This window comes from Terracoccus sp. 273MFTsu3.1 (assembly GCF_000383675.1).
In the GTDB taxonomy this organism is placed as follows: domain Bacteria; phylum Actinomycetota; class Actinomycetes; order Actinomycetales; family Dermatophilaceae; genus Terrabacter.
Genome location: NZ_KB911822.1, coordinates 382,420 through 401,473 on the forward strand (window position 1 = coordinate 382,420; position 19,054 = coordinate 401,473).

17 protein-coding genes are annotated in these 19,054 nt (G+C 71.5%); 11 read left to right on the plus strand and 6 right to left on the minus strand.

Features of this window, described 5'->3' with window-relative positions; translation table 11 throughout:
- The first annotated feature begins 73 nt into the window (after positions 1-73).
- The 3 genes from H283_RS0112075 (at position 74) to H283_RS24945 (ending at position 2,525) form a co-directional block, all read left to right on the plus strand.
- Positions 74-481, plus strand: coding sequence for a glyoxalase superfamily protein (locus H283_RS0112075; protein ID WP_020143784.1), 408 nt, complete (start codon positions 74-76; stop codon positions 479-481).
- A gap of 51 nt (positions 482-532) precedes the next feature.
- A complete protein-coding gene (locus H283_RS0112080) occupies positions 533-1,093 on the plus strand; it encodes a hypothetical protein (protein ID WP_020143785.1) in 561 nt (186 codons plus the stop codon).
- 295 nt (positions 1,094-1,388) lie between these two features.
- Positions 1,389-2,525 (plus strand): AAA family ATPase, encoded by a 1,137-nt coding sequence (locus H283_RS24945; RefSeq protein WP_020143786.1) that lies wholly within the window; start codon positions 1,389-1,391, stop codon positions 2,523-2,525.
- Between the two features lie 52 nt (positions 2,526-2,577).
- Here H283_RS24945 and H283_RS0112090 read toward each other — a convergent pair whose 3' ends face one another.
- Positions 2,578-2,961 carry a hypothetical protein gene (locus H283_RS0112090; RefSeq protein ID WP_020143787.1) on the minus strand — a complete coding sequence of 128 codons (384 nt, stop codon included), beginning with the start codon at positions 2,959-2,961 and terminating at the stop codon, positions 2,578-2,580.
- Between the two features lie 233 nt (positions 2,962-3,194).
- On the opposite strand from H283_RS0112090, the gene pdhA reads away from it, so the two are divergent.
- The 4 genes from pdhA (at position 3,195) to H283_RS24950 (ending at position 7,524) form a co-directional block, all read left to right on the plus strand.
- Complete coding sequence (gene pdhA, locus H283_RS0112095; protein WP_020143788.1) at positions 3,195-4,349, plus strand: pyruvate dehydrogenase (acetyl-transferring) E1 component subunit alpha; 1,155 nt, start codon at positions 3,195-3,197, stop codon at positions 4,347-4,349.
- Positions 4,349-5,341, plus strand: coding sequence for an alpha-ketoacid dehydrogenase subunit beta (locus H283_RS0112100; RefSeq protein WP_020143789.1), 993 nt, complete (start codon positions 4,349-4,351; stop codon positions 5,339-5,341). The genes pdhA and H283_RS0112100 overlap by 1 nt, the downstream gene beginning before the upstream one ends.
- A 15-nt stretch (positions 5,342-5,356) precedes the next feature.
- On the plus strand, positions 5,357-6,811 hold the full coding sequence (locus H283_RS0112105; RefSeq protein WP_020143790.1) for a dihydrolipoamide acetyltransferase family protein: 1,455 nt from the start codon (positions 5,357-5,359) through the stop codon (positions 6,809-6,811).
- Between the two features lie 284 nt (positions 6,812-7,095).
- Positions 7,096-7,524 (plus strand): response regulator transcription factor, encoded by a 429-nt coding sequence (locus tag H283_RS24950; RefSeq protein WP_020143791.1) that lies wholly within the window; start codon positions 7,096-7,098, stop codon positions 7,522-7,524.
- Positions 7,525-7,551: 27 nt separating this feature from the next.
- Here the strand turns inward: H283_RS24950 and H283_RS0112115 are convergent, their stop codons facing one another.
- A complete protein-coding gene (locus tag H283_RS0112115) occupies positions 7,552-8,850 on the minus strand; it encodes a sensor histidine kinase (protein WP_020143792.1) in 1,299 nt (432 codons plus the stop codon).
- Positions 8,851-8,902: 52 nt separating this feature from the next.
- Positions 8,903-9,577 carry a response regulator transcription factor gene (locus tag H283_RS0112120; RefSeq protein ID WP_020143793.1) on the minus strand — a complete coding sequence of 225 codons (675 nt, stop codon included), beginning with the start codon at positions 9,575-9,577 and terminating at the stop codon, positions 8,903-8,905.
- Positions 9,578-9,896: 319 nt separating this feature from the next.
- Here H283_RS0112120 and H283_RS0112125 point away from each other — a divergent pair, with 319 nt between their 5' ends.
- From H283_RS0112125 to H283_RS24960, 3 genes are all read left to right on the plus strand, one after another.
- Positions 9,897-12,119, plus strand: coding sequence for a multicopper oxidase family protein (locus tag H283_RS0112125; protein ID WP_020143794.1), 2,223 nt, complete (start codon positions 9,897-9,899; stop codon positions 12,117-12,119).
- 88 nt (positions 12,120-12,207) lie between these two features.
- The gene (locus H283_RS26680) at positions 12,208-13,350 is read left to right on the plus strand and encodes a hypothetical protein (protein WP_020143795.1); all 1,143 of its coding nucleotides are present in this window, start codon (positions 12,208-12,210) and stop codon (positions 13,348-13,350) included.
- Positions 13,351-13,565: 215 nt separating this feature from the next.
- On the plus strand, positions 13,566-14,549 hold the full coding sequence (locus H283_RS24960; protein WP_051103611.1) for a BTAD domain-containing putative transcriptional regulator: 984 nt from the start codon (positions 13,566-13,568) through the stop codon (positions 14,547-14,549).
- A 27-nt stretch (positions 14,550-14,576) separates the two neighbouring features.
- On the opposite strand, the gene H283_RS0112140 is transcribed toward H283_RS24960, so the two are convergent.
- Entirely contained in the window at positions 14,577-15,398 is an 822-nt protein-coding gene (locus H283_RS0112140) for an oxidoreductase (RefSeq protein WP_020143796.1), read from the minus strand.
- 188 nt (positions 15,399-15,586) lie between these two features.
- Complete coding sequence (locus H283_RS0112145) at positions 15,587-17,719, minus strand: MDR family MFS transporter (protein ID WP_051103634.1); 2,133 nt, start codon at positions 17,717-17,719, stop codon at positions 15,587-15,589.
- A 74-nt stretch (positions 17,720-17,793) separates the two neighbouring features.
- Between H283_RS0112145 and H283_RS0112150 the strand changes: the two genes are divergently transcribed.
- Complete coding sequence (locus H283_RS0112150; protein WP_020143798.1) at positions 17,794-18,402, plus strand: TetR/AcrR family transcriptional regulator; 609 nt, start codon at positions 17,794-17,796, stop codon at positions 18,400-18,402.
- Positions 18,403-18,476: 74 nt separating this feature from the next.
- Here the strand turns inward: H283_RS0112150 and H283_RS0112155 are convergent, their stop codons facing one another.
- Entirely contained in the window at positions 18,477-19,052 is a 576-nt protein-coding gene (locus H283_RS0112155; RefSeq protein ID WP_020143799.1) for a TetR/AcrR family transcriptional regulator, read from the minus strand.
- Between the last annotated feature and the right edge of the window lie 2 nt (positions 19,053-19,054).

The following is a 19,054-nucleotide window of genomic DNA, read 5'->3' on the forward strand; positions in this document are numbered from 1 at the left end:
GGGCGGGTCGGCTGTCGGAGAACGGCCCGTGTCCGGACCCCCGAGTGTGGGTGGGCGGGCCTACCGTCGGGACATGGACATGAAGCTCGAGCTGGTGGCTGTGCCCGTGACCGACGTCGACCGGGCCAAGGAGTTCTACGTCGAGAGGGTCGGTTTCGTCCTCGACCACGACCACACGGTCAGCGACGAGATCCGTTTCGTGCAGCTGACCCCGCCCGGGTCGGCCTGCTCCATCGCGATCGGCAAGGGTCTGACCGAGATCGTCCCCGGCGGCCTCGACAACCTCCAGATGGTCGTCGCCGACGCCGACGCGATCCGGGCCGAGCTCGTCGGTCGCGGTGTCGAGGCCTCCGAGGTCGACGAGCAGCCGTGGGGACGCTTCGTCCACTTCAGCGACCCCGATGGCAACCGCTGGTCGCTGCAGGAGCTGCCCGCCTGGTCCGCCGGGGCCGGCGGCGACGGCGTCGACCCCGGGGCCTGACGCGTGGTCTCGGGGGCGACAGCGCCGGTGGGTCGGCGAGCGCGGTGGGCGGTGGTCGCGCTCCTCGTGGCCGGGGCAGCGCTCGTCTCCGCGGTCATCGTCTGGCCCACCCAACGCCTGGTGAGCCAGGGCCCGGGTGGTGCCGAGCCCATCGTCGACATCTGGCTCTGGGGCCGGGCACAGGTCGTCGAACGCCTCGGGAGCACGGCCTCGATAGGTGCGACCGGGGCGTCAGCCTGGACGCTGGTCGCGCTCGTGGCCGCCGGCGTGCTGGCACTCGTCGCAGCGGTGCTGTGGCTGGCGGCCGCTCGCCGACGCGACGCCTCCGGGCCGCGGCGCGGGGTCGCGGCAGCGGTCGCGGTCCTCGCCGCGGCCGGAGTCGCGGCCAGCACGGGGCTGACCGGGGTCGTCGAGTTCGGCTGGTTCGCCTACGGCAGCCCCACCGGTGAGCCCGCCGGTGACACGGGCCAGATCCTCGTCGACAGCACGGTCGTGGCCGCCTTCGTGCCGGTCGCGATCGGTCTGTGGATCGTCGCGCTCGTCGTGGTCGTGGTGACGACGTTCCGCGGGCGGCTCGCCCCCGGAGCGGCGGGAGTCGTGAAGCCCGCCTGACCACGCACGCGGTGGGCTGTCGCACCTGCCGCCTAGGTTCGGGGCATGCTCACCGCCGTCGCCGTGTCCGGCTACCGCTCGCTGCGCGAGGTCGTGGTGCCGCTACACGGGCTCGACGTCGTCACGGGCGCGAACGGCAGCGGCAAGTCGAGCCTCTACCGGTCGCTCCGGCTCCTCGCCGGCTGCGGTCGGGGCGACGTCATCGGCACCCTGGCCCGCGAGGGGGGGGGGGCTCCAGTCCGCGCTCTGGGCCGGCCCGGCGACCCTCGGCGGCGCCCGCGACCGGGGCCATGCCGTGCAGGGCACCCGGCGGAGGGGCCCGATCAGTCTCCGGCTCGGCTTCGCGTCCGACGACTTCGGCTACCTCGTCGACCTCGGCTTGCCGCAGCAGTCGACCGGGAGCGAGGCGGGCACCCCGTCGGCGTTCCTGCGTGACCCCGAGATCAAGCGCGAGGTCGTCTGGGCCGGACCCGTCATGCGGCCCGGTTCGGTGCTCGTGCGCCGCCGCTGGGGTGTCGTCGAGACGAGAGCCGTCGGTGGGAGCGACGACGGCTGGGCCTCGGAGTGGGGACCCGACGACGGCGATGCCGCGGAGTGGGAGTCCGATCCGGCCGAGGTGCCCGGCTCCCGAGCCGGGTCACGCGCGGCCGCCTACCGCTCGCCGGGTGGCCCCGCGGAGGCTGTCGTCCGGCGCACCGAGCGGCCGGGCTGGACCGAGCTGACCCGCTCCCTGCGACCGTGGGAGAGCATGCTGACCGAGCTCGCCGATCCCGACCGGGCCCCCGAGCTGCTCCGGGTGCGTCGGATGATCCGCGGCTGGCGCTTCTACGACGGGTTCCGCGCCGACGCCGCGGCCCCGGCCCGGACGCCCCAGGTCGGCACCCGCACGCCCGTGCTCGCCGACGACGGACGCGACCTCGCCGCCGCGCTCCAGACGATCCGGGAGAACGGCCGGTCCGAGCTCGACCACGCCGTCGCCGACGCCTTCGACGGGGCGATCCTCGACGTCACCGTCGACGGCGGTCGCTTCGACGTGGAGCTGCACCAGCCCGGCATGCTGCGGCCGCTCGCGGGCGCTGAGCTGTCCGACGGCACCCTGCGCTACCTGCTCCTCGTCGCGGCGCTGCTGACGCCCGACCCGCCGTCCCTCATGGTCCTCAACGAGCCCGAGACGTCGCTGCACCCCGACCTGCTCCCGCCGCTCGCACGCCTCGTCAGGTCTGCGGCCGAGCGCAGCCAGGTCATGGTCGTCTCCCACTCCGAGGCGCTGATCCGCGAGCTCGGGGTCGTCGACCCCGACGACGACGAGGCGCCCGTGGGCCTCGGCTCACCGGCCCGCGGCATCACCCTCGTCAAGGACCTCGGCGAGACCTTCGTGCAGGGTCAGGGACTGCTCACCACCCCGGCCTGGACCTGGGGCACCCGGCGCTGACCGCGCCGGCGAGCGGGCCCCGGGCACACGGCATACGCCCTCTCGCGACGGCTCAGGAGGCGACGTGGTCGGCCCGGTGGTCCGAGGGCTGCCCCGGGTCCAGGGGGCCGGGGCAGCGCCGGATCCGGGCGGTCGCGAAGGTCGTCCACGCAGCCGTGACCAGGAGGTAGCAGGCAAAGGCGCCGACGAGCCAGCCGATCGGGTCGTAGATGCCGCGGGCGGCCTGGTAGGCGAAGCAGGCCGCCATCAGGACCTGAGGGACGGCCAGGGCGGGGTAGCGCTCGGCCCAGTCGAGTGCCGTGCGCCACGTCGCACGATCCGTCCGGGGTCGTTGTCCCTTCACGACCGCGAGCACCAGATCGTGCCGGGTCCGTCGCGGCAGCGACCGCCAGGCCTTGCTCACGGCCCACGCGCTGGCACGGTCCGGTGTTCCCATGCTTGCCCCCGTCGTCAGTGTCGGGCCATCGTCGCACGTGCGATCCCGGCAGAGGGGGGCATCGTCGTCCCGCATTGTGAGATTCGCAGGGCTCTCCGGTAAGTTCCGGGTCGAGGACCAAGCACGTGTCCGTCGTCACGAACGGCGGCCCTGCGCCCCCAGAAGCCGACGAGCGGGTGACCCCCGTTTGCGGGCCGAACGAGTAGGCCGGTCTCACCGGCGAAGGAGCCCCAGTGAGCGACAAGGTTGTCGCCGAGCTGCAGGAGCCGACCCCCGCGGTCGGCGACGGTGGCCCGGACATGATCCAGCTGCTGACCCCCGAGGGTCAGCGCGTGTCCCATCCCGACTACGACAAGTACGTCGCGGACCTGACGCCCGAGGACCTGCGGAGCTTCTACCGCGACCTCGTCCTCATCCGTCGGCTCGACGCCGAGGGCTACGCGCTCCAGCGCCAGGGTGAGCTCGGCCTGTGGCCCAGCCTGCTCGGCCAGGAGGCCGCCCAGGTCGGCTCCGGTCGTGCGCTCAAGCCGCACGACTTCGTCTTCCCGACCTACCGCGAGCACGGCGTCGGCTTCGTCCGTGGCATGGACCCGCAGAGCTCGCTGCAGCTCTTCCGCGGCGTCAGCCAGGGCGGCTGGGACCCGCAGGAGAACAACTTCCACCTCTACACGATCGTCATCGGAGCCCAGGCGCTGCACGCCACCGGCTACGCGATGGGCGTGCGGATGGACGGCAACGTCGGCACCGGCGACCCCGACCGCGACACCGCGGTGATCTGCTACTTCGGCGACGGCGCCTCCTCGCAGGGTGACGTCAACGAGGCGTTCGTCTACGCGGCGAGCTTCGACGCGCCGGTCGTCTTCTTCTGCCAGAACAACCAGTGGGCCATCTCCGAGCCGGTCGAGAAGCAGACACGCATCCCGCTCTTCCAGCGCGCCCGCGGCTTCGGTTTCCCCGGCGTCCGCGTCGACGGCAACGACATCCTGGCCACGTATGCCGTGACGCAGCACTGCCTCGACGAGGCCCGCAACGGCAACGGCCCGCTCCTCATCGAGGCCTACACGTACCGCATGGGTGCGCACACGACGGCCGACGACCCGACGAAGTACCGCGTCTCGGCGGAGGTCGAGGAGTGGAAGTTCCGCGACCCGATCCTGCGCCTCAAGACCCTCCTCGCGCACGAGGGCATGGCCGACGAGGCCTTCTTCGCCCGGATCGACGAGGAGGCCGACCAGTTCGCCGCCGAGCTGCGCGAGGGCTGCGTCACGATGGAGACGATGGCCGGCGAGACGATGTGGGACCACGTCTACGCCGAGGACCACCCCGTCATGGAGGCGGAGCGTGCCGCCTACCTCGCCTACAAGGCGAGCTTCGAGGAGGCGAACTGATGGCCGGCCAGCTCGAGAAGGTCACGCTCGGCAAGAGCATCACCAACGGCCTGCGCAAGGCCATGGAGGCCGACCCCAAGGTCGTGCTCATCGGTGAGGACATCGGCAAGCTCGGTGGCGTCTTCCGCATCACCGAGGGCCTGCAGAAGGACTTCGGCGAGGACCGCGTCATCGACAGCCCGCTCGCCGAGTCCGGCATCGTCGGCACGGCGGTCGGCATGGCGCTGCGCGGCTACCGCCCCGTCTGCGAGATCCAGTTCGACGGCTTCGTCTACCCGGCCTTCGACCAGATCGTCAGCCAGGTCGCCAAGATGCACGCCCGCGCCCTCGGTGCGGTCAAGATCCCGATGGTCATCCGCATCCCGTTCGGCGGCGGCATCGGCAGCCCGGAGCACCACTCCGAGAGCCCCGAGGCCTACTTCGCCCACACCGCGGGCCTGCGGGTCGTGGCGTGCAGCAACCCCGAGGACGCCCACTGGATGATCCAGCAGGCCGTCGCCTGCGACGACCCGGTGATCTTCTTCGAGCCGAAGCGCCGCTACCACGACCGGGCCGAGTACGACACGACGGCGACCACGGCGCCGCGCGGCCTCTTCGAGGCCAACGTGCTCCGTGAGGGCACCGACGTGACCCTGCTCGGCTACGGGCCCGTCGTCAAGACGATGCTCGAGTCGGCCGACGCCGCGGAGGCCGAGGGCACGAGCATCGAGGTCATCGACCTCCGCTCGCTCTCGCCGCTGCCGATCGACACCATCGTCGAGTCGGTGCGCAAGACGGGTCGTCTCGTCGTCGTGCAGGAGGCGAGCAGCTTCCTCGGCATGGCGTCGGAGATCTCGGCGCAGGTCACGGAGCAGTGCTTCTACGAGCTCGAGGCCCCGGTCGTGCGCGTCGCCGGCGCGAACATCCCCTACCCGCCGAGCCGGATGGAGGAGGAGTTCCTCCCCGACCTCGACCGCATCCTCGACGGCGTCGACCGCGCGCTCGCGTACTGAGAAGGGCTGCGACACATGGCAATCAAGACGTTCAACCTGCCCGACCCCGGTGAGGGGCTCGTCGAGGCCGAGATCGTGGAGTGGAAGGTGTCGCCCGGCGACACCGTCAAGGTCAACGACATGGTCCTCGAGATCGAGACCGCCAAGTCGCTCGTCGAGCTGCCCATCCCGTGGGCCGGCACCGTCAAGGAGCTGCTCGTCGAGGTCGGCCAGACCATCGACGTCGGCACGCCGATCATCTCGATCGACGACGGCAAGGGTGGCGACGACGCTCCCGCCGCCGTGCCGTCGATCCCGGGCGAGAAGGCCGCTCCGGCCGAGGGCGCCGCCGGTTCCGAGGCGATCCTCGTCGGCTACGGCGCCAAGGCCGGCGCCACGGCTCGTCGTGCCCGCAAGGGCATGGCCGCCGCACCGGTCGCCGCGGCGCCGACCGAGACCGAGCAGGTCGCGGCTGCCGCACCCGTCCCCGAGTCGGCCGCGCCGGCTCCCCGGGTCGAGTCGCCGGCCCCCGCCGTCCCGATCGCGGCCGCTGCCGGTGGCCGTCCCAAGGCGAAGCCGCCGGTCCGCAAGCTCGCCAAGGACCTCGGCATCGACCTCGCGTCCGTGACACCGACCGGGGCCGACGGCATCATCACGCGCGACGACGTGACGAACCACGCGAGCGGCGCCGCCGTGAACGGCGTTGCAGCACAAGCTGACTCCGCCGTCGGCGTGGCCGCCCCGGCCATCGCGCGTATGCCGTTCGGTGCGGGTGAGCGCGAGACGCGCACACCGATCAAGGGCGTCCGCAAGATGACGGCGCAGGCGATGGTCGGATCGGCCTTCACCGCGCCGCACGTCACCGAGTGGATCACCATCGACGTGACGAAGACGATGGAGCTCGTCGATCGCCTCAAGGGCAGCCGCGAGTTCACGGATGTCAAGGTCACGCCGCTGCTCGTGCTCGCCAAGGCGCTCGTCCTCGCGGTCAAGCGCAACCCGGGCATGAACGCGACGTGGGACGAGGCCGCCCAGGAGATCGTCCAGAAGAACTACGTCAACCTCGGCATCGCCGCGGCGACCCCGCGGGGCCTCATCGTCCCGAACATCAAGGACGCCCACGCCATGACGATGCTCGAGCTGGCGCAGGCCATCGGCCAGCTCACGGCCACGGCTCGCGAGGGGCGCACCCAGCCGGCCGAGATGTCGGGCGGCACGTTGACGATCACCAACGTCGGCGTCTTCGGCGTCGACAGCGGCACCCCGATCATCAACCCGGGGGAGTCGGCGATCGTGTGCTTCGGCGCGATCCGCAAGCAGCCGTGGGTCGTCACCGATGCCGACGGCAACGACGAGATCGCGATCCGCCACGTCACGCAGCTCGCGGTGAGCTTCGACCACCGTCTCATCGACGGCGAGCTCGGGAGCCGCTTCCTGTCCGACCTGGCAGCCATCCTCGCCGACCCGGCCCAGGCTCTCGTCTGGGGCTGACCGCGCGCACCTCGAAGGGCCGGCTCTCGCACGAGAGCCGGCCCTTCGCCGTTCCGCCCCGACGGCGACGCCCCGGTACGGACCACGGTCGGATCGGGACACACCCCCACGATTGGGGGTATGCCGACCCCACGGGTGGCGCGTGCGCCACGCCGCACGCCGCGCCACGATGGTGGACGTCCCGATCGAGCGATCGCACGTGAGCAGTGGAGGTCCGTCATGGGTGGGCAGCACGTGCACGGACCGGACCCTAGGTGTGCCCGAGCAGGACGGGGGCCCCGCCGGTGACCGCCCTCCGCTCGGAGCCGACGGCCCCAGGAACGCACGTCGTCCGCGTGCTCGTCGTCGACGACGTGCACATCCTCCGGATCGGGCTGGCCTCGCTCTTCTCCCTCGAGGGTGACCTCGAGCTCGTCGGCGCAGCCGAGAGCGGAGAGCAGGCGGTCGAGGTCGCACGGCGCACCCGCCCCGACGTCGTGCTCATGGACATCCGGATGCCCGGCATCGACGGGGTCGAGGCCACCCGGAGGATCCTGCAGGACCTGCCGGCGACGCAGGTCGTCGTGCTGACGGGAGAGCCGTCGGTGCGTGGTCGGCGGGCGGCGCTGGAGGCCGGCGCTGCGGCATACATCGTCAAGGATGCCGTGCCGTCCACGGTCCTCGACGCCGTCCGTGGCGTGGGCAGGGGCCCCCGTCCAGGGATGCCGCACTGACCCTCCGGGCGCCCCGCCCGGGGAGGCTCAGGGCAGCTGCAGCTCGCTCGCGAAGGACGTCGGGAAACGCGCCACGAGCTCGGTACCGCCGTCGTCGCGGCGAGCCAGGCGCAGCGACCCACCGATGTCGGTCAGGGTGTCCTCGAGCAGGCGCAGGCCGAGGTGGCCGGTGGCGACCGGGCCCGGAGGCGGCCCGCCGCCGTCGTCGAGCACCGTCACCGTGACCTCGTCGCCCTCGACGGCGGCGAGGAGGGTCGCGCGGGAGGCTCCGGCGTGCTTGACGACGTTGCGCAGCCCCTCGCGGAGGATGCGGTAGGTCAGCTGGATCGCCTCCCTGGACAGGTGGGCGTAGCTCGGGGAGATGTCGACGTCGACGGCGATGCCCGACTCGCCGGCCCGGGTCGCCAGGATGTCGAGGGCCGACGTGAGCCCGGGCAGAGACGGGTCGGCCGGGTAGAGGTCGGTGACCAGTCCCCGCAGGGATGAGATGTCACCGCGGAGGCTCTGTCCGGCCGAGTCGAGCAGCTCGCGCGCCTCGACCGAGCTGTCCGGCAGCTGGCTGGCGACCATCGGAAGGGCGTAGCCGAGGGCCGCGAGGTTCTGGATCAGGCCGTCGTGCAGCTCCTCGGCGATGCGACGCCGCTCCATGTCGGAGGCGGCGAGGGAGTGGCGCAGCATCGCCCCGCGTTCGGTGCGCGCGTGGTCCACCCGACGGGCCAGCGACAGGGCCAGCGGCAGGAGGAAGAGCGTCAGGATGAGCATGGCGCCCACGGCCAGTGCCGTCAGCGCGTAGAGCAGCAGCCGCTGGTCGCTCTCGAGCCGCTCGGTCGACCAGTAGGACTCGATGACGACCGGCTCTCCGTCGGCATCGAACGCGCCGACGTAGACCTCGAGCAGCTGACCCGCGGTGCGCTCCTCGACGTTCTCCACCTTGCTGAGATCCGAGACGTCCGCGACGACGTCCTGGGTGCCGAAGAGCGCGGCGACGTCCTCGTCCATGACGTACGTGCGGCCGATGAGGTCGCGTTCGTCCGACCAGATGACGTTGCCGTCCATCGACCAGAGCTTGACGTGGACGAGAGACCCGTCCCGCAGACGCGACTCGACGACCGTGACCAGGCTCTGGGAGGAGTCCGGGCGCCGGGCGCGCACCGCCGTGTCGACGAAGGGCGCCGCGACGTTGGTCGCGAAGGTCCGGCCTCGCAGGCTCGCCTCGCGCAGCGCGAGGTCCGCCGCCAGCGCGCGTGCCACCAGGACCGCCCCGACCGCGACGATGAGGAAGGCCACGAGCGTCCACAGCCCGAAACGGGTGATGGCCTCGCGCACGATCGACCGTGGGCGGCCGTGGGTCCCACCGGACCCTTGCGAGCCCGGTGCGCTAGCCACGCCTGGTCGGTGCGATGAGGCCCAGCCGGCTCGCGGTCACGACGGCCTCGAGCTGGGAGTGCGCGTGCAGCTTGCGCAGCAGGGTCTTGACGTAGCCGCGACACGTCAGCACCGAGATCCCCAGCTCGCGCGCGATCATCACGGCGTCGGCACCGTCGGCGAGGCGGCGAAGCACGTCGGCCTCGCGTGGCGTCAGGCGAGGCACGGGGGCCCGGTGCCGGTCCGCCCCTGTCCGCACGATGGTACGTAGCAGTCCGGGGTCGATGGCGAAGCCCTTGCGGGTCGAGGACCGCACCGCACCGAGGATCTCGTCGAGCGAGCCGTCCTTGGGCAGCAGCGCGCACGCCCCGGCGTTGAGCGATCGCGTCAGCAGGGCGTGGTCGACGAACGCGCTGAGCACGATGATCCGCACGTCCGGCACGGCCTCCATGAGGTCCGTAGCGAGGTCGATGCCGTCATCCTGGCCGAGCCTGACATCCATGAGGATGACGTCCGGCTGCCAGTAGGCAGCGAGCGCGCGGGCCTGGGCGGCGTTGAGCGCCGTTGCGACACAGTGGAGATCGGGCTCGCCGTTGATCACGAGCCCGATGGCGTCCGCCAGGACCTTGTGGTCGTCCACGACGAGGACGGACGTCTGTGTGCTGTCGACGCACGGTGAAGCCTTCATGGGCACCCCCCCGGGAGCATCTGATCCCGCCAGTATCAGCCCTGCCCCCGGGCGCTGTCCCACGAATCCGAAGCCTTCGGAGTGTGTCGGCCCTCACTGCGCAGTCCCCGGGGAGCCCCCCCCCCCCCCCCCCCCCCCCCCCCCCGCCCCCCCCCCCCGGCGGACCCCGAGGTTCTCCCGAGCACGTGCGCCCACCATGGGCGTGGATCTCCCTCGCAGGTCGAGGGAGCCACTGCCGCAGAACAGTTCGACCGGAACGTCGGGCTCCGTGGAGCTGCAGGCGCCACGGAGCTCGCCCTCCACCACCTGAGGAGCAGGCATGAGCACGTCCACGTCTTCGGAACAGTTCGACCCGCACTCGACCGAGTCCGGCGGGATCCAGCGACGCACCCTCCTCCGGCTCGGGGCCGCAGGCGGGCTCGGGGCCGCCATCGTCGCGGCCCGCGGATTCGGCGGTCCCGTCCTGGCCCAGCAGGGACTGCTGTCGCCCGACGGCGCCTTCGCCGCCTCGTCGACGACGTTGGGCGACCTGCTCTTCTACGTCGAGGCCTTCCCGACGAGCCCGCTGATCCTGTCGCCCTTCACCGACCCGCTGCCGATCCCGAAGGCACTCTCCCCGGTCCCGGCCTCGACCTTCAGCGGCTGGGCCAAGCCTCCGGGACCGGGTGTGGGACAGCAGAACTCGTTCGGCAGCGAGCAGCACCAGATCTGGCCCTCGAAGATCGGCTACCCGGACCCGATCGTCTACAAGATCGACCTGCTCCTGCGCACCCACTCGTTCACCACCTCGCAGGTGCTCCCCATCGACTCCAACGGGAAGCCCACGGTGTCGTTCGACGCGTACGGAGCGACCTACGCCGCCGGCACGAAGCGGTGGTTGCCGATGAGCACCATCTACGGCTTCAACGGCACCTTCCCGGGGCCGCGGATCAACGCGGAGTACGGCAAGCCCGTCCTCGTCCGTTTCGAGAACCACCTCGACGAGAACCCGCTGGGCCTGGACCGGCAGGACTTCGGGTCCCCGGACTGGTCGTTCCTCACCCACCTGCACAACGGCCACACCGCACCCGAGAGCGACGGCAACCCGCACTACTGCATGACCTACGGTCCCAAGTCGACCGGCTACGGGCCGGGCACCTTCTGCGACAACCTCTACCTCAACTGGCCGGCCGGTGGTGACGACCGCGAGAAGCAGAGCTTCTTCTGGTTCCACGACCACCGGATGGACCACACCGGCTCCAACGTCTACAAGGGCATGGTCGGGCTCTACCCCATCTACGACCCGAAGTACGGCCTGGACATGGGTGACGAGCGCCAGGGGCTCAGGCTGCCCGGCGTGCGTCGGGACAACGCCGACGGCTCGTTCGACGTCGACTACGACGTCCCCCTCGCCTTCTACGACTGCCGCCTCGACGACGGTGTCACGACGCACAAGGACGTCCACGACGGGATGGGGGAGTTCCCGGCCGCGAAGAACCCGGCGACGCACCCGGAGTGGTGGGGCAAGACCTTCTACAAGCACTTCCCGAACCACGGCTTCGTCGGCGACATCTTCACCGTGAACGGCACGGCCTACCCGACGATGGTCGTGCGGCGGCGGAAGTACCGCTTCCGCTTCCTCGACGCCTCCCTCGCCCGCATCTACGAGTTCAAGCTCATGGCCTCGACCAAGGGCCCGAAGTCGTCGGCGTCCCTCGGCTACAGCGGTGACGAGCTCGAGGGGCAGTACCGCATCCCCGACGGGCAGCAGTGCATGCAGTTCACGCAGGTCGCCTCGGACGGAGGCCTGCTGCCGTTCGCGATCAAGCGCGACTCGTTCGAGCTGTGGCCGGCCAAGCGGCGCGAGGTCATCGTCGACTTCACCCGATACCAGGACGGCACGCCCACGACGAAGGGCGACGTCGTCTACCTGACGAACGTCATGAAGATGCCCAACGGGCGCATGTGGTCGAACTCGTCCCGGTTCTCCCCGGACCCGAACTACAAGGTCCCGGTGCTCAAGTTCGTCATCGGCGACGACGCCCCGGACGACAGCCTCATTCCGGCGCCGGGCCAGCTGCTGCGCCAGCTGCCACCGCTGCCCGGCAACTGGCAGAGCATGCTCGACAACCGGCTCATCTTCGAGGTGGAGCGGGGCAGCTCGTCCGCAGACGTCGAGTGGCTCATCAACGGCCAGCCGTTCGACCCGTCGCACGACGGCGTGAGCCTCAAGAACCCGGCCGGCAAGACGCTGCCCGCGCAGCAGAAGGTCGGGAGCTTCAACCTCTGGGAGATCCGCAACGGCGGTGGCGGCTGGGTGCACCCGTTCCACCTGCACATGGAGGAGCACCGCGTCGTCATGCGCAACGGCAAGGACACGACGAAGGGCGACCCCAGTCACCCCGACGACGTCTCGCGCGAGGACCTCGCGGCCCTCGACCCAGGCGAGTCGGTCATCGTCTACCGCGGGTTCCGCGACTTCGTCGGACCGTACGTCGCCCACTGCCACAACCTTGCCCACGAGGACCACGCGATGATGTTCGGCTGGGAGATCACGCCGTAGGGAGCGTATGCCGTGTCGTCGCCCTCCCCGCGGAGGATCACGACACGGCATACGCCGTGATCCACCACTGGGAAGGAAAGGCACTGCCATGACCACCTCCTCGACCGTCGTACCGGCCCCACCCACGGTCCCGGGTCGCCGCCGGGCCGTCCCGTGGGCGACGGTGCTGCCGCTCGCCGTGGTGCTCGCGTACGCGGACGGCTTCTGGGTGACGTCGATGCGCGGAGCGGTCGGGGCCGTCGGTCGCGGCCAGGGTCCGTACACGACGTGGTGGCACGAGTCGAGCGTCGTCGTCCCGTTCTACGTCTGCGCCGTCCTCGGCGCCCTCGCCCTCGCCGTGCACGTAGCGGATCGGCGCAGGGGTGGCGGCCGGACCCCGCTCCTGCTGACCGCCGGACTCGTCGTCGTGGCAGCCACGCTCGTCGGGTTCGTCGAGATGGCGGTCGGGGCGGCCTACGACTTCCACCTCCAGTCCGGGCAGCTCGAGATGATGTCCTCGATGCGCGGCGACTGCCGGGCGGACTGCATCGAACGGCTGCGCGCGGACACGTGGTGGTTGCAGGTGCGCGCCACGGGGGTCGGGACGGGCCTGCTGCTCCTGACGAACCTCGGTGCTGTGGCCTGGGTCACGATGTTCCTCGGTGGTCGGCTCGACACCGTGCGCCCGTCACGCGCTCGCGGAGGGTGGGCGGCGGTCGTCGGCGGGCGAAGGCTGCTCCTCGCGGCGGCGCTCGCGGGGGGTGCGCTCATCCACGTGGCCGTCGTACCAGAGCACCTCGAGGAGTGGGTGGCGGCGGCCTGGTTCTTCGTCGCGCTCACCCTCGTCCAGGCCGCCGCGGCCGTCCTGGTGCTGCGTGGGCCGGTGCCGGACCGCCTCGCCCTGCTCCTCGTCGCAGCGACCTCCGTGGGTCCACTCGTCGTGTGGGTGTGGTCCCGCGTCTGGGGACTCCCGTTCGGGCCCGACCCCGGCGTCCCCGAGGCCGTCGGTCTCCCGGACTGCGCCGCAGGCGTCCTCGAGCTCGTGGCGCTCGTGCTCGCCGTCGCCCTCCTGCGCCGCGGCGCGGGCGACCCCGATCGGGCGGTCGCCGACCGTCGACCTCGGACCGAGCACCTGAGCAGGCTCGCGCTGACGGCCGTGCTGGCGGTGACCCTCATCGGCGTCGCCGCGAGCCAGCAGGGGTGGTTCGACATCGTCCGCCCGGAGAACCCGGCGAGCTCGGAGATGGGCTAGCAGAAGAACGCCGCCGTGTTCGTGAAGTGAGCCGACTGCTCACCCCCAATCTTCGGGTCCGGCCTCCCCGCACGTGGTGGACCCGGCAGACCGCCTCCCCGCCCGACCATGGAGGGGTCAAGGGAGGGGTTGACATGATGAACTCGAGCCTGGGGGCGCGAGCGAGGGTTGAGGGACCCGTTCGAGCCGAGATCACACTGTGTCGGAGCCTGCGCGTGTCGGTCGGGGACCGGTCGATCGGAGCTCGCCAGCTCGGCGGGGCGAAACCGCGACAGATCCTCGTCGCGCTGCTGCTGCGGCCCGACCAAGCCGTCTGCAAGGCAAGTCTCGTGCGGCTGCTGTGGGACGACGCACCGCCGGCGGGTGCCCTGAGCACCCTCGAGGGATACGTCAGCCTCGTCCGAAAGCGGCTCGACGCCCTCGCTCCCGGGCTCGGCAGTGCCGTGCGCACGGAGCCGGGCGGCTACCTGCTCGACCCGGCCTTCGTCGACGTCGACGTCCACCGCTTCCGGCGCCTCGCCGCCCACGCCCGCGCCTGCTCGGGACCAGCCGCCGTGCGCGGCTGGATCGGCGCCTTCGACGCCCTCGACGTCGTCGACGCCCTCGGGGGAGCCGGCGCCCTCGGCGGTCTGCTCCTGCCCGACGAGCACCTCGACTGGATCGAGCAGGCGCGCGAGGAGCTCGACGCCGAGCTGCTCCGGGCCCTCGTGGACGCCGCGGGAGTGGCCCTCGACGCCGGAGACCTCGACCGTGCCCACCGCTGGGCCAGGGAGGCGCTTGCCGCCGACCCCTACGACGAGGCCGCGTGGGGCGTCGTCCTCGAGTGCTGTGAGCGGCGGGGGCGCTACGCAGAGGGCCTGCGGGCCTACGACGAGTGCCGGCGGCTGCTCGCGGACGAGCTCGGCTGCACGCCCGGACCCGGGGTCCGCGAGGTCTTCGGCCGTCTCCTGGACGGCGCGAGGCAGGCTGACGACGACCCGCTGTCGGCGTTGGTCGACGCTGTCGTCCGCCTCCACGTCGCAGTGTCGCTCCCGGCCGAGCCGGACGAGGCCCTCGACGGGACGACCGGCCCGGGGCGCCCGGGCACGGCGCGGCAGCGGGGCGGCATCCCTCCCGTCGAGGAGGACTGGCGGCTGCTCGAGCGACTCCTGTCGATGGCGCGCAGCGGTTGGCACCCGACGGCCCGGGCCACCGCCTGACCGCGCGGGGCTCGGGCCCGCTGACGGTCAGCCGGAGAGGGCGCGCCTCATCACGGCGTCCATGGCGCGGTCCGGCAGCAGCCGGCGCGCGGTGACGATGGCACGTGCTCCGCGGCCGGCGGGGTAGCGTGCCGCGGGGTTCGTGGCCTCCAGTGCCTTGAGCACCTTCTCGGCGACGGCCTCGGGTCCGGAGCTCATCCGCGGGGTGTCGACGCGTTCGAACATCACGGCCATCCGGCGGGCGAGGTCCTCGTAGACGGTGCCGACCGACTGCTCGACCATGCTCTCGCGGGCGATGGTGTTCCATTCCGAGATGATCGGGCCCGGCTCGACGATGACGACGTCGATGCCGAAGGGGGCGAGCTCGATGCGCAGGCTGTCGCTGAAGCCCTCGACGGCGAACTTCGTGGCGTGGTACCACGCACCGAGCGGCTCGTAGATCTTGCCGCCGATGCTGGAGATGTTGACGATCCGGCCGCGGCGCCGCGTGCGCATGTGCGGCGTGACGAGCTGGGTCAGTCGCGCGAGGCCGAAGACGTTGACCTCGAACTGCCGTCGCGCCTCGTCGATCGGCACGTGCTCGACCGGTCCGTACGAGCCGTAGCCGGCGTTGTTGACGAGGGCGTCGACCTGGCCCTCCTCGGTGATGATGCGGTCGACGCCCTCGACCATCGATGCGTCGTCCGTGACGTCCATGGCGAAGGGGATGATGCCGCGCGACTCGAGCGCGGCCATGCGCTCGACGCGGCGGGCGACGGCGTACACCGTCCACCCGGACTCGACGAGATGGACGGCGATGGACTCGCCGATGCCGGAGGACGCGCCGGTGACGAGGGCTACCTTGCTCATCCCGACACCGTATGCGGCCGCGCTGGGACCCGTGCGTGCGGCCACCTCCCAGCGCGGCTGGGCCGGACGGCATACGCCCTCTCTCACGTCGTCGAGGGGCCAGAGCTCGTGACGAGCTCTGGCCCCTCGACCGCTCGAGACCGACAGACCGTGGCCTCTCGACGGTTCAGGTCGGGGAGCGGGCGCGGTCAGCGCACCAACGCCTCGGCCTGCTCGGCGACCCTGGCGTTCTGCCGGTCGACGAGGTAGGCGGCGGTGAGGTCGTCACCGACGGTGGAGAGGAGGCGGATGTCGACCGCCTCGTGGCGCTCGGCGACGGTCGGCTCGACGGTCGTCATGACCGTGCGGGCGTCGCGCTCGGCCACGGCCGTGGCGAGCTCGCGCTTGAGCGCCTCGTCGAGGATGCCGCCGGGCACCTTGGCCCGGGCCGCGACCTCGACGGCGAACCGCTCGGTCTCGGCGGCGAGCGCGGCGTCCTCGGTCGTCAGCATCCGCGACGTGCGGTGCAGCAGCGCCGCGCCGGCGTCGAGGTCACCCTCGCCGAGTCGGGTCACGGCCTGGCTCAGCAGCGGTCGGTCGCCGCGCAGCGCCGAGTCGGCGAGCAGGCCGAGGCGCAGTCCGAGCAGACGCTCGTGCGTACGCGTGTTGCCGGCCTCGCGGCCGAGGGGCACCTTGAGCTCGTCGTCGGGCGCCGACTGCGACATCGTGTCGAGCAGCTCGATGCCGGCCTCGTCGGGCGTGTGCACGGTGTCGCGCAGCGGCACCTCCTTGATGAAGAGCGCTGCGAGCAGGGCGAGCGCGAAGGGCACGAGACCCCAGACGAACACCGTGTGCAGCGAGTCGGCCAGGCCCTGCTGGACACCCGTCGCGACCTGCGGGGGCAGCTTCGCGAGGGCCGACGGGTCGAGCACCGAGCCGGCGCTGACCTGCTGTCCGGACGCCTGCATCTGCTGCACCACGGAGGCGGGCAGGTGCGAGGCGATGTTGCCGGCCAGGCCGCTCGTCATGATCGTGCCGAAGACGGCCGTTCCGACGGTCGAGCCGACGTTGCGGAAGAACTGCGTCGACGCCGTCGCGACACCGAGGTCCTTGCGCTGCGAGGAGTTCTGGATGATGAGGGTGAAGACCTGCAGCGCCATGCCGAGGCCGATGCCGAAGACGATCATCGAGAGCGTCAGCTCGGTCTGGGTCGAGCCGTAGTGCAGCTGGGTGAGCAGCCAGAAGCCGACGCCCATGATGAGGATGCCCGCGATGGTCTGGAGCTTGTAGCGGCCGGTCTTGGTGATGACGAGGCCGGAGATGATCGACAGGCCGATCATGGCGACGGACATCGGCATGAGGATGAGACCGGAGTTCGTGGCCGAGGCCCCGAGGACGCCCTGCGCGTAGACCGGGAGGTAGATCATCGCTCCGAACATCATGACGGAGACCATGAAGGCCGCGATGTTGGAGAGCGTGAAGAGCGGGCTTCTGAAGAGGCGCAGCGGCAGCACCGGCTCGACGGCCTTGCGCTCGATGGCGATGAAGACGCCGAGCATGACGACGCCGGCGGCATACATGCCGATGATGGCGGGGGAGCCCCACGCGAGCGTCGTGCCACCGAGCGAGGTGGGGACGAGGAGCAGGATGAGGGTCATCGAGAGCGCGGCGATGCCGGCCTTGTCGACGACGGTCTCGCGCGGCGTGTGCTCGAGGTGGAGGAAGCGGCTGATGCCGAAGAAGGCGAAGACGCCGACCGGCAGCGTGATGAAGAAGAGGTAGCGCCAGCCCCAGTTGTCGGTGACGAAGCCGCCGACGAGCGGGCCGAGGATCGAGGCGAGGCCGAAGACGCCGCCCATGAGGCCCTGGTACTTGCCGCGCTGACGCGGGGGGATGATGTCGCCGATGATCGTCTGCGACAGCGGCATCAGCGTGCCCATGCCGGCGCCCTGGATGGCGCGGGCGGCGATGAGCCACCAGAAGTTCTGGGCGAAGCCGGAGAGGATCGAGCCGGCCATGAAGACGACGAGCCCGCCGAGGTAGAAGCCGCGGCGACCGTAGAGGTCGCTCATCTTGCCGACGATGGGGACGGTGATCGCGCTGACGAGCATCGCGGCCGTCGCGAGCCACGAGTAGTGGTCGATGCCACCGAGCTCGGCGACGATGCGCGGCATGGCCGGCCCGACGATCGTCTGGCTGATCGACGCCACGAGCATGCCGAGCATGAGCGCGATGAAGATGTTGCGGGTCGGGCGGTCGAGTCCGGGCGCCTTGGTGACGCTCGTCGAGCTGGCTGATGCGGTCGCGGTGTCCGTGGCTACCCCCTGGGTCTTCTGTGGCATGTCCTCCACGGTACGCCGAAAGTGCAGTGACTGCAAAATTGCAGTCCATGCAGTGAACGTGTCACGATGAGGGCATGAGCACGGACCTGCTGACCGACGAGTCGTGCGGCCTGCGTGAGCGCAAGAAGCGCGAGACCCGCCGCGCGCTCAACCTCGCCGCCCTCGACCTCGTCGAGGAGAAGGGCTTCGCGGCCGTCACGACCGAGGAGATCGCGGCCCGGGCCGGCGTCAGCGCCCGGACGTTCTTCAACTACTTTCCGTCCAAGGAGGCCGCGGTCATCGGCACCACGGCCGAGGAGCTCGAGTCGTATGCCGCCGCGCTGGAGCAGGACGTCGAGGGTGAGACGCCGCTCGAGTCCCTGCGTCGGATCCTCGCCGGCATGCTCGCGCCCGCGTCGATCGACCGCGAGCTGCGGGCCCGACGCCGGCGCATCCTGCTCGGCGAACCGTCGCTCGCCCCGGCGCTCGTCGGCAACAACATCCGCATCGAGAACGCCCTGACCGGCGCGCTCGAGCGTCGTCTCGGCGTGCAGTCCGGCGCGTCGCTCGAGGCGCGCCTGACCGTGGCCGTGGCCATCGCGGCCGTCCGTGCCTGCATCGAGCACCAGCAGAACGGCGGCTCCGGCCGCCTCGAGCGCAACATCGACCAGGCCTTCGACCGGATCGCGGCCGGTCTGCGCTGAGGAGCGCTGCAGGGCCGGTGGGACGGACCGGCGTCGATGGGCTGGAGCCGTGGGCGTTCCGGCTCGAAGCGGTCTCAGCGCGCGGTGGTCGCCCCGGCGACGAGCGCCTCGGCCGCGGCCTTGGCGGCGCGGGGTGCGTCCGGCAGGGCGTCGAGCGAGCCGCTCGCGAGTCCGCCGTCGAGGAGCAGGGTCAGCGTGCGGGCCAGGCCGTCGGGGTCGGGTGCCCCCGCGTCGGCCGCGAGTCCGCGCACCCAGCCGCGCACCGAGTCCTTGTGGGAGAGGGTCCGGGCGTGGATCGCCGTGCCCGGCTCGTTCTCGGCCGCGGCGTTGATGAAGGCGCACCCGCGGTAGCCGTCGCGCCGGCAGGCGGAGTCGAGAGCGTCGAAGAGCCCGACGAGCTGGTCGGCGGGCGCCGGGCCGGCCGCCTCCGCAGCGGCGTGCAGCTGACCCGACCAGGTCGTGTCGACGACGTCGAGGTAGGCGAGGACGAGATCGTCCTTGGCCGGGAAGTGGTTGTAGAAGGTCTGCTTGGCGACCCCGGACTCGGAGATGATCCGGTCGACCCCGACCGCGCGGATGCCGTGCGCGTAGAAGAGTGCGAAGGCCGTGTCGAGAATGCGCTGCCGTGCTGCGCTCGCTGTCCGTGCCATGC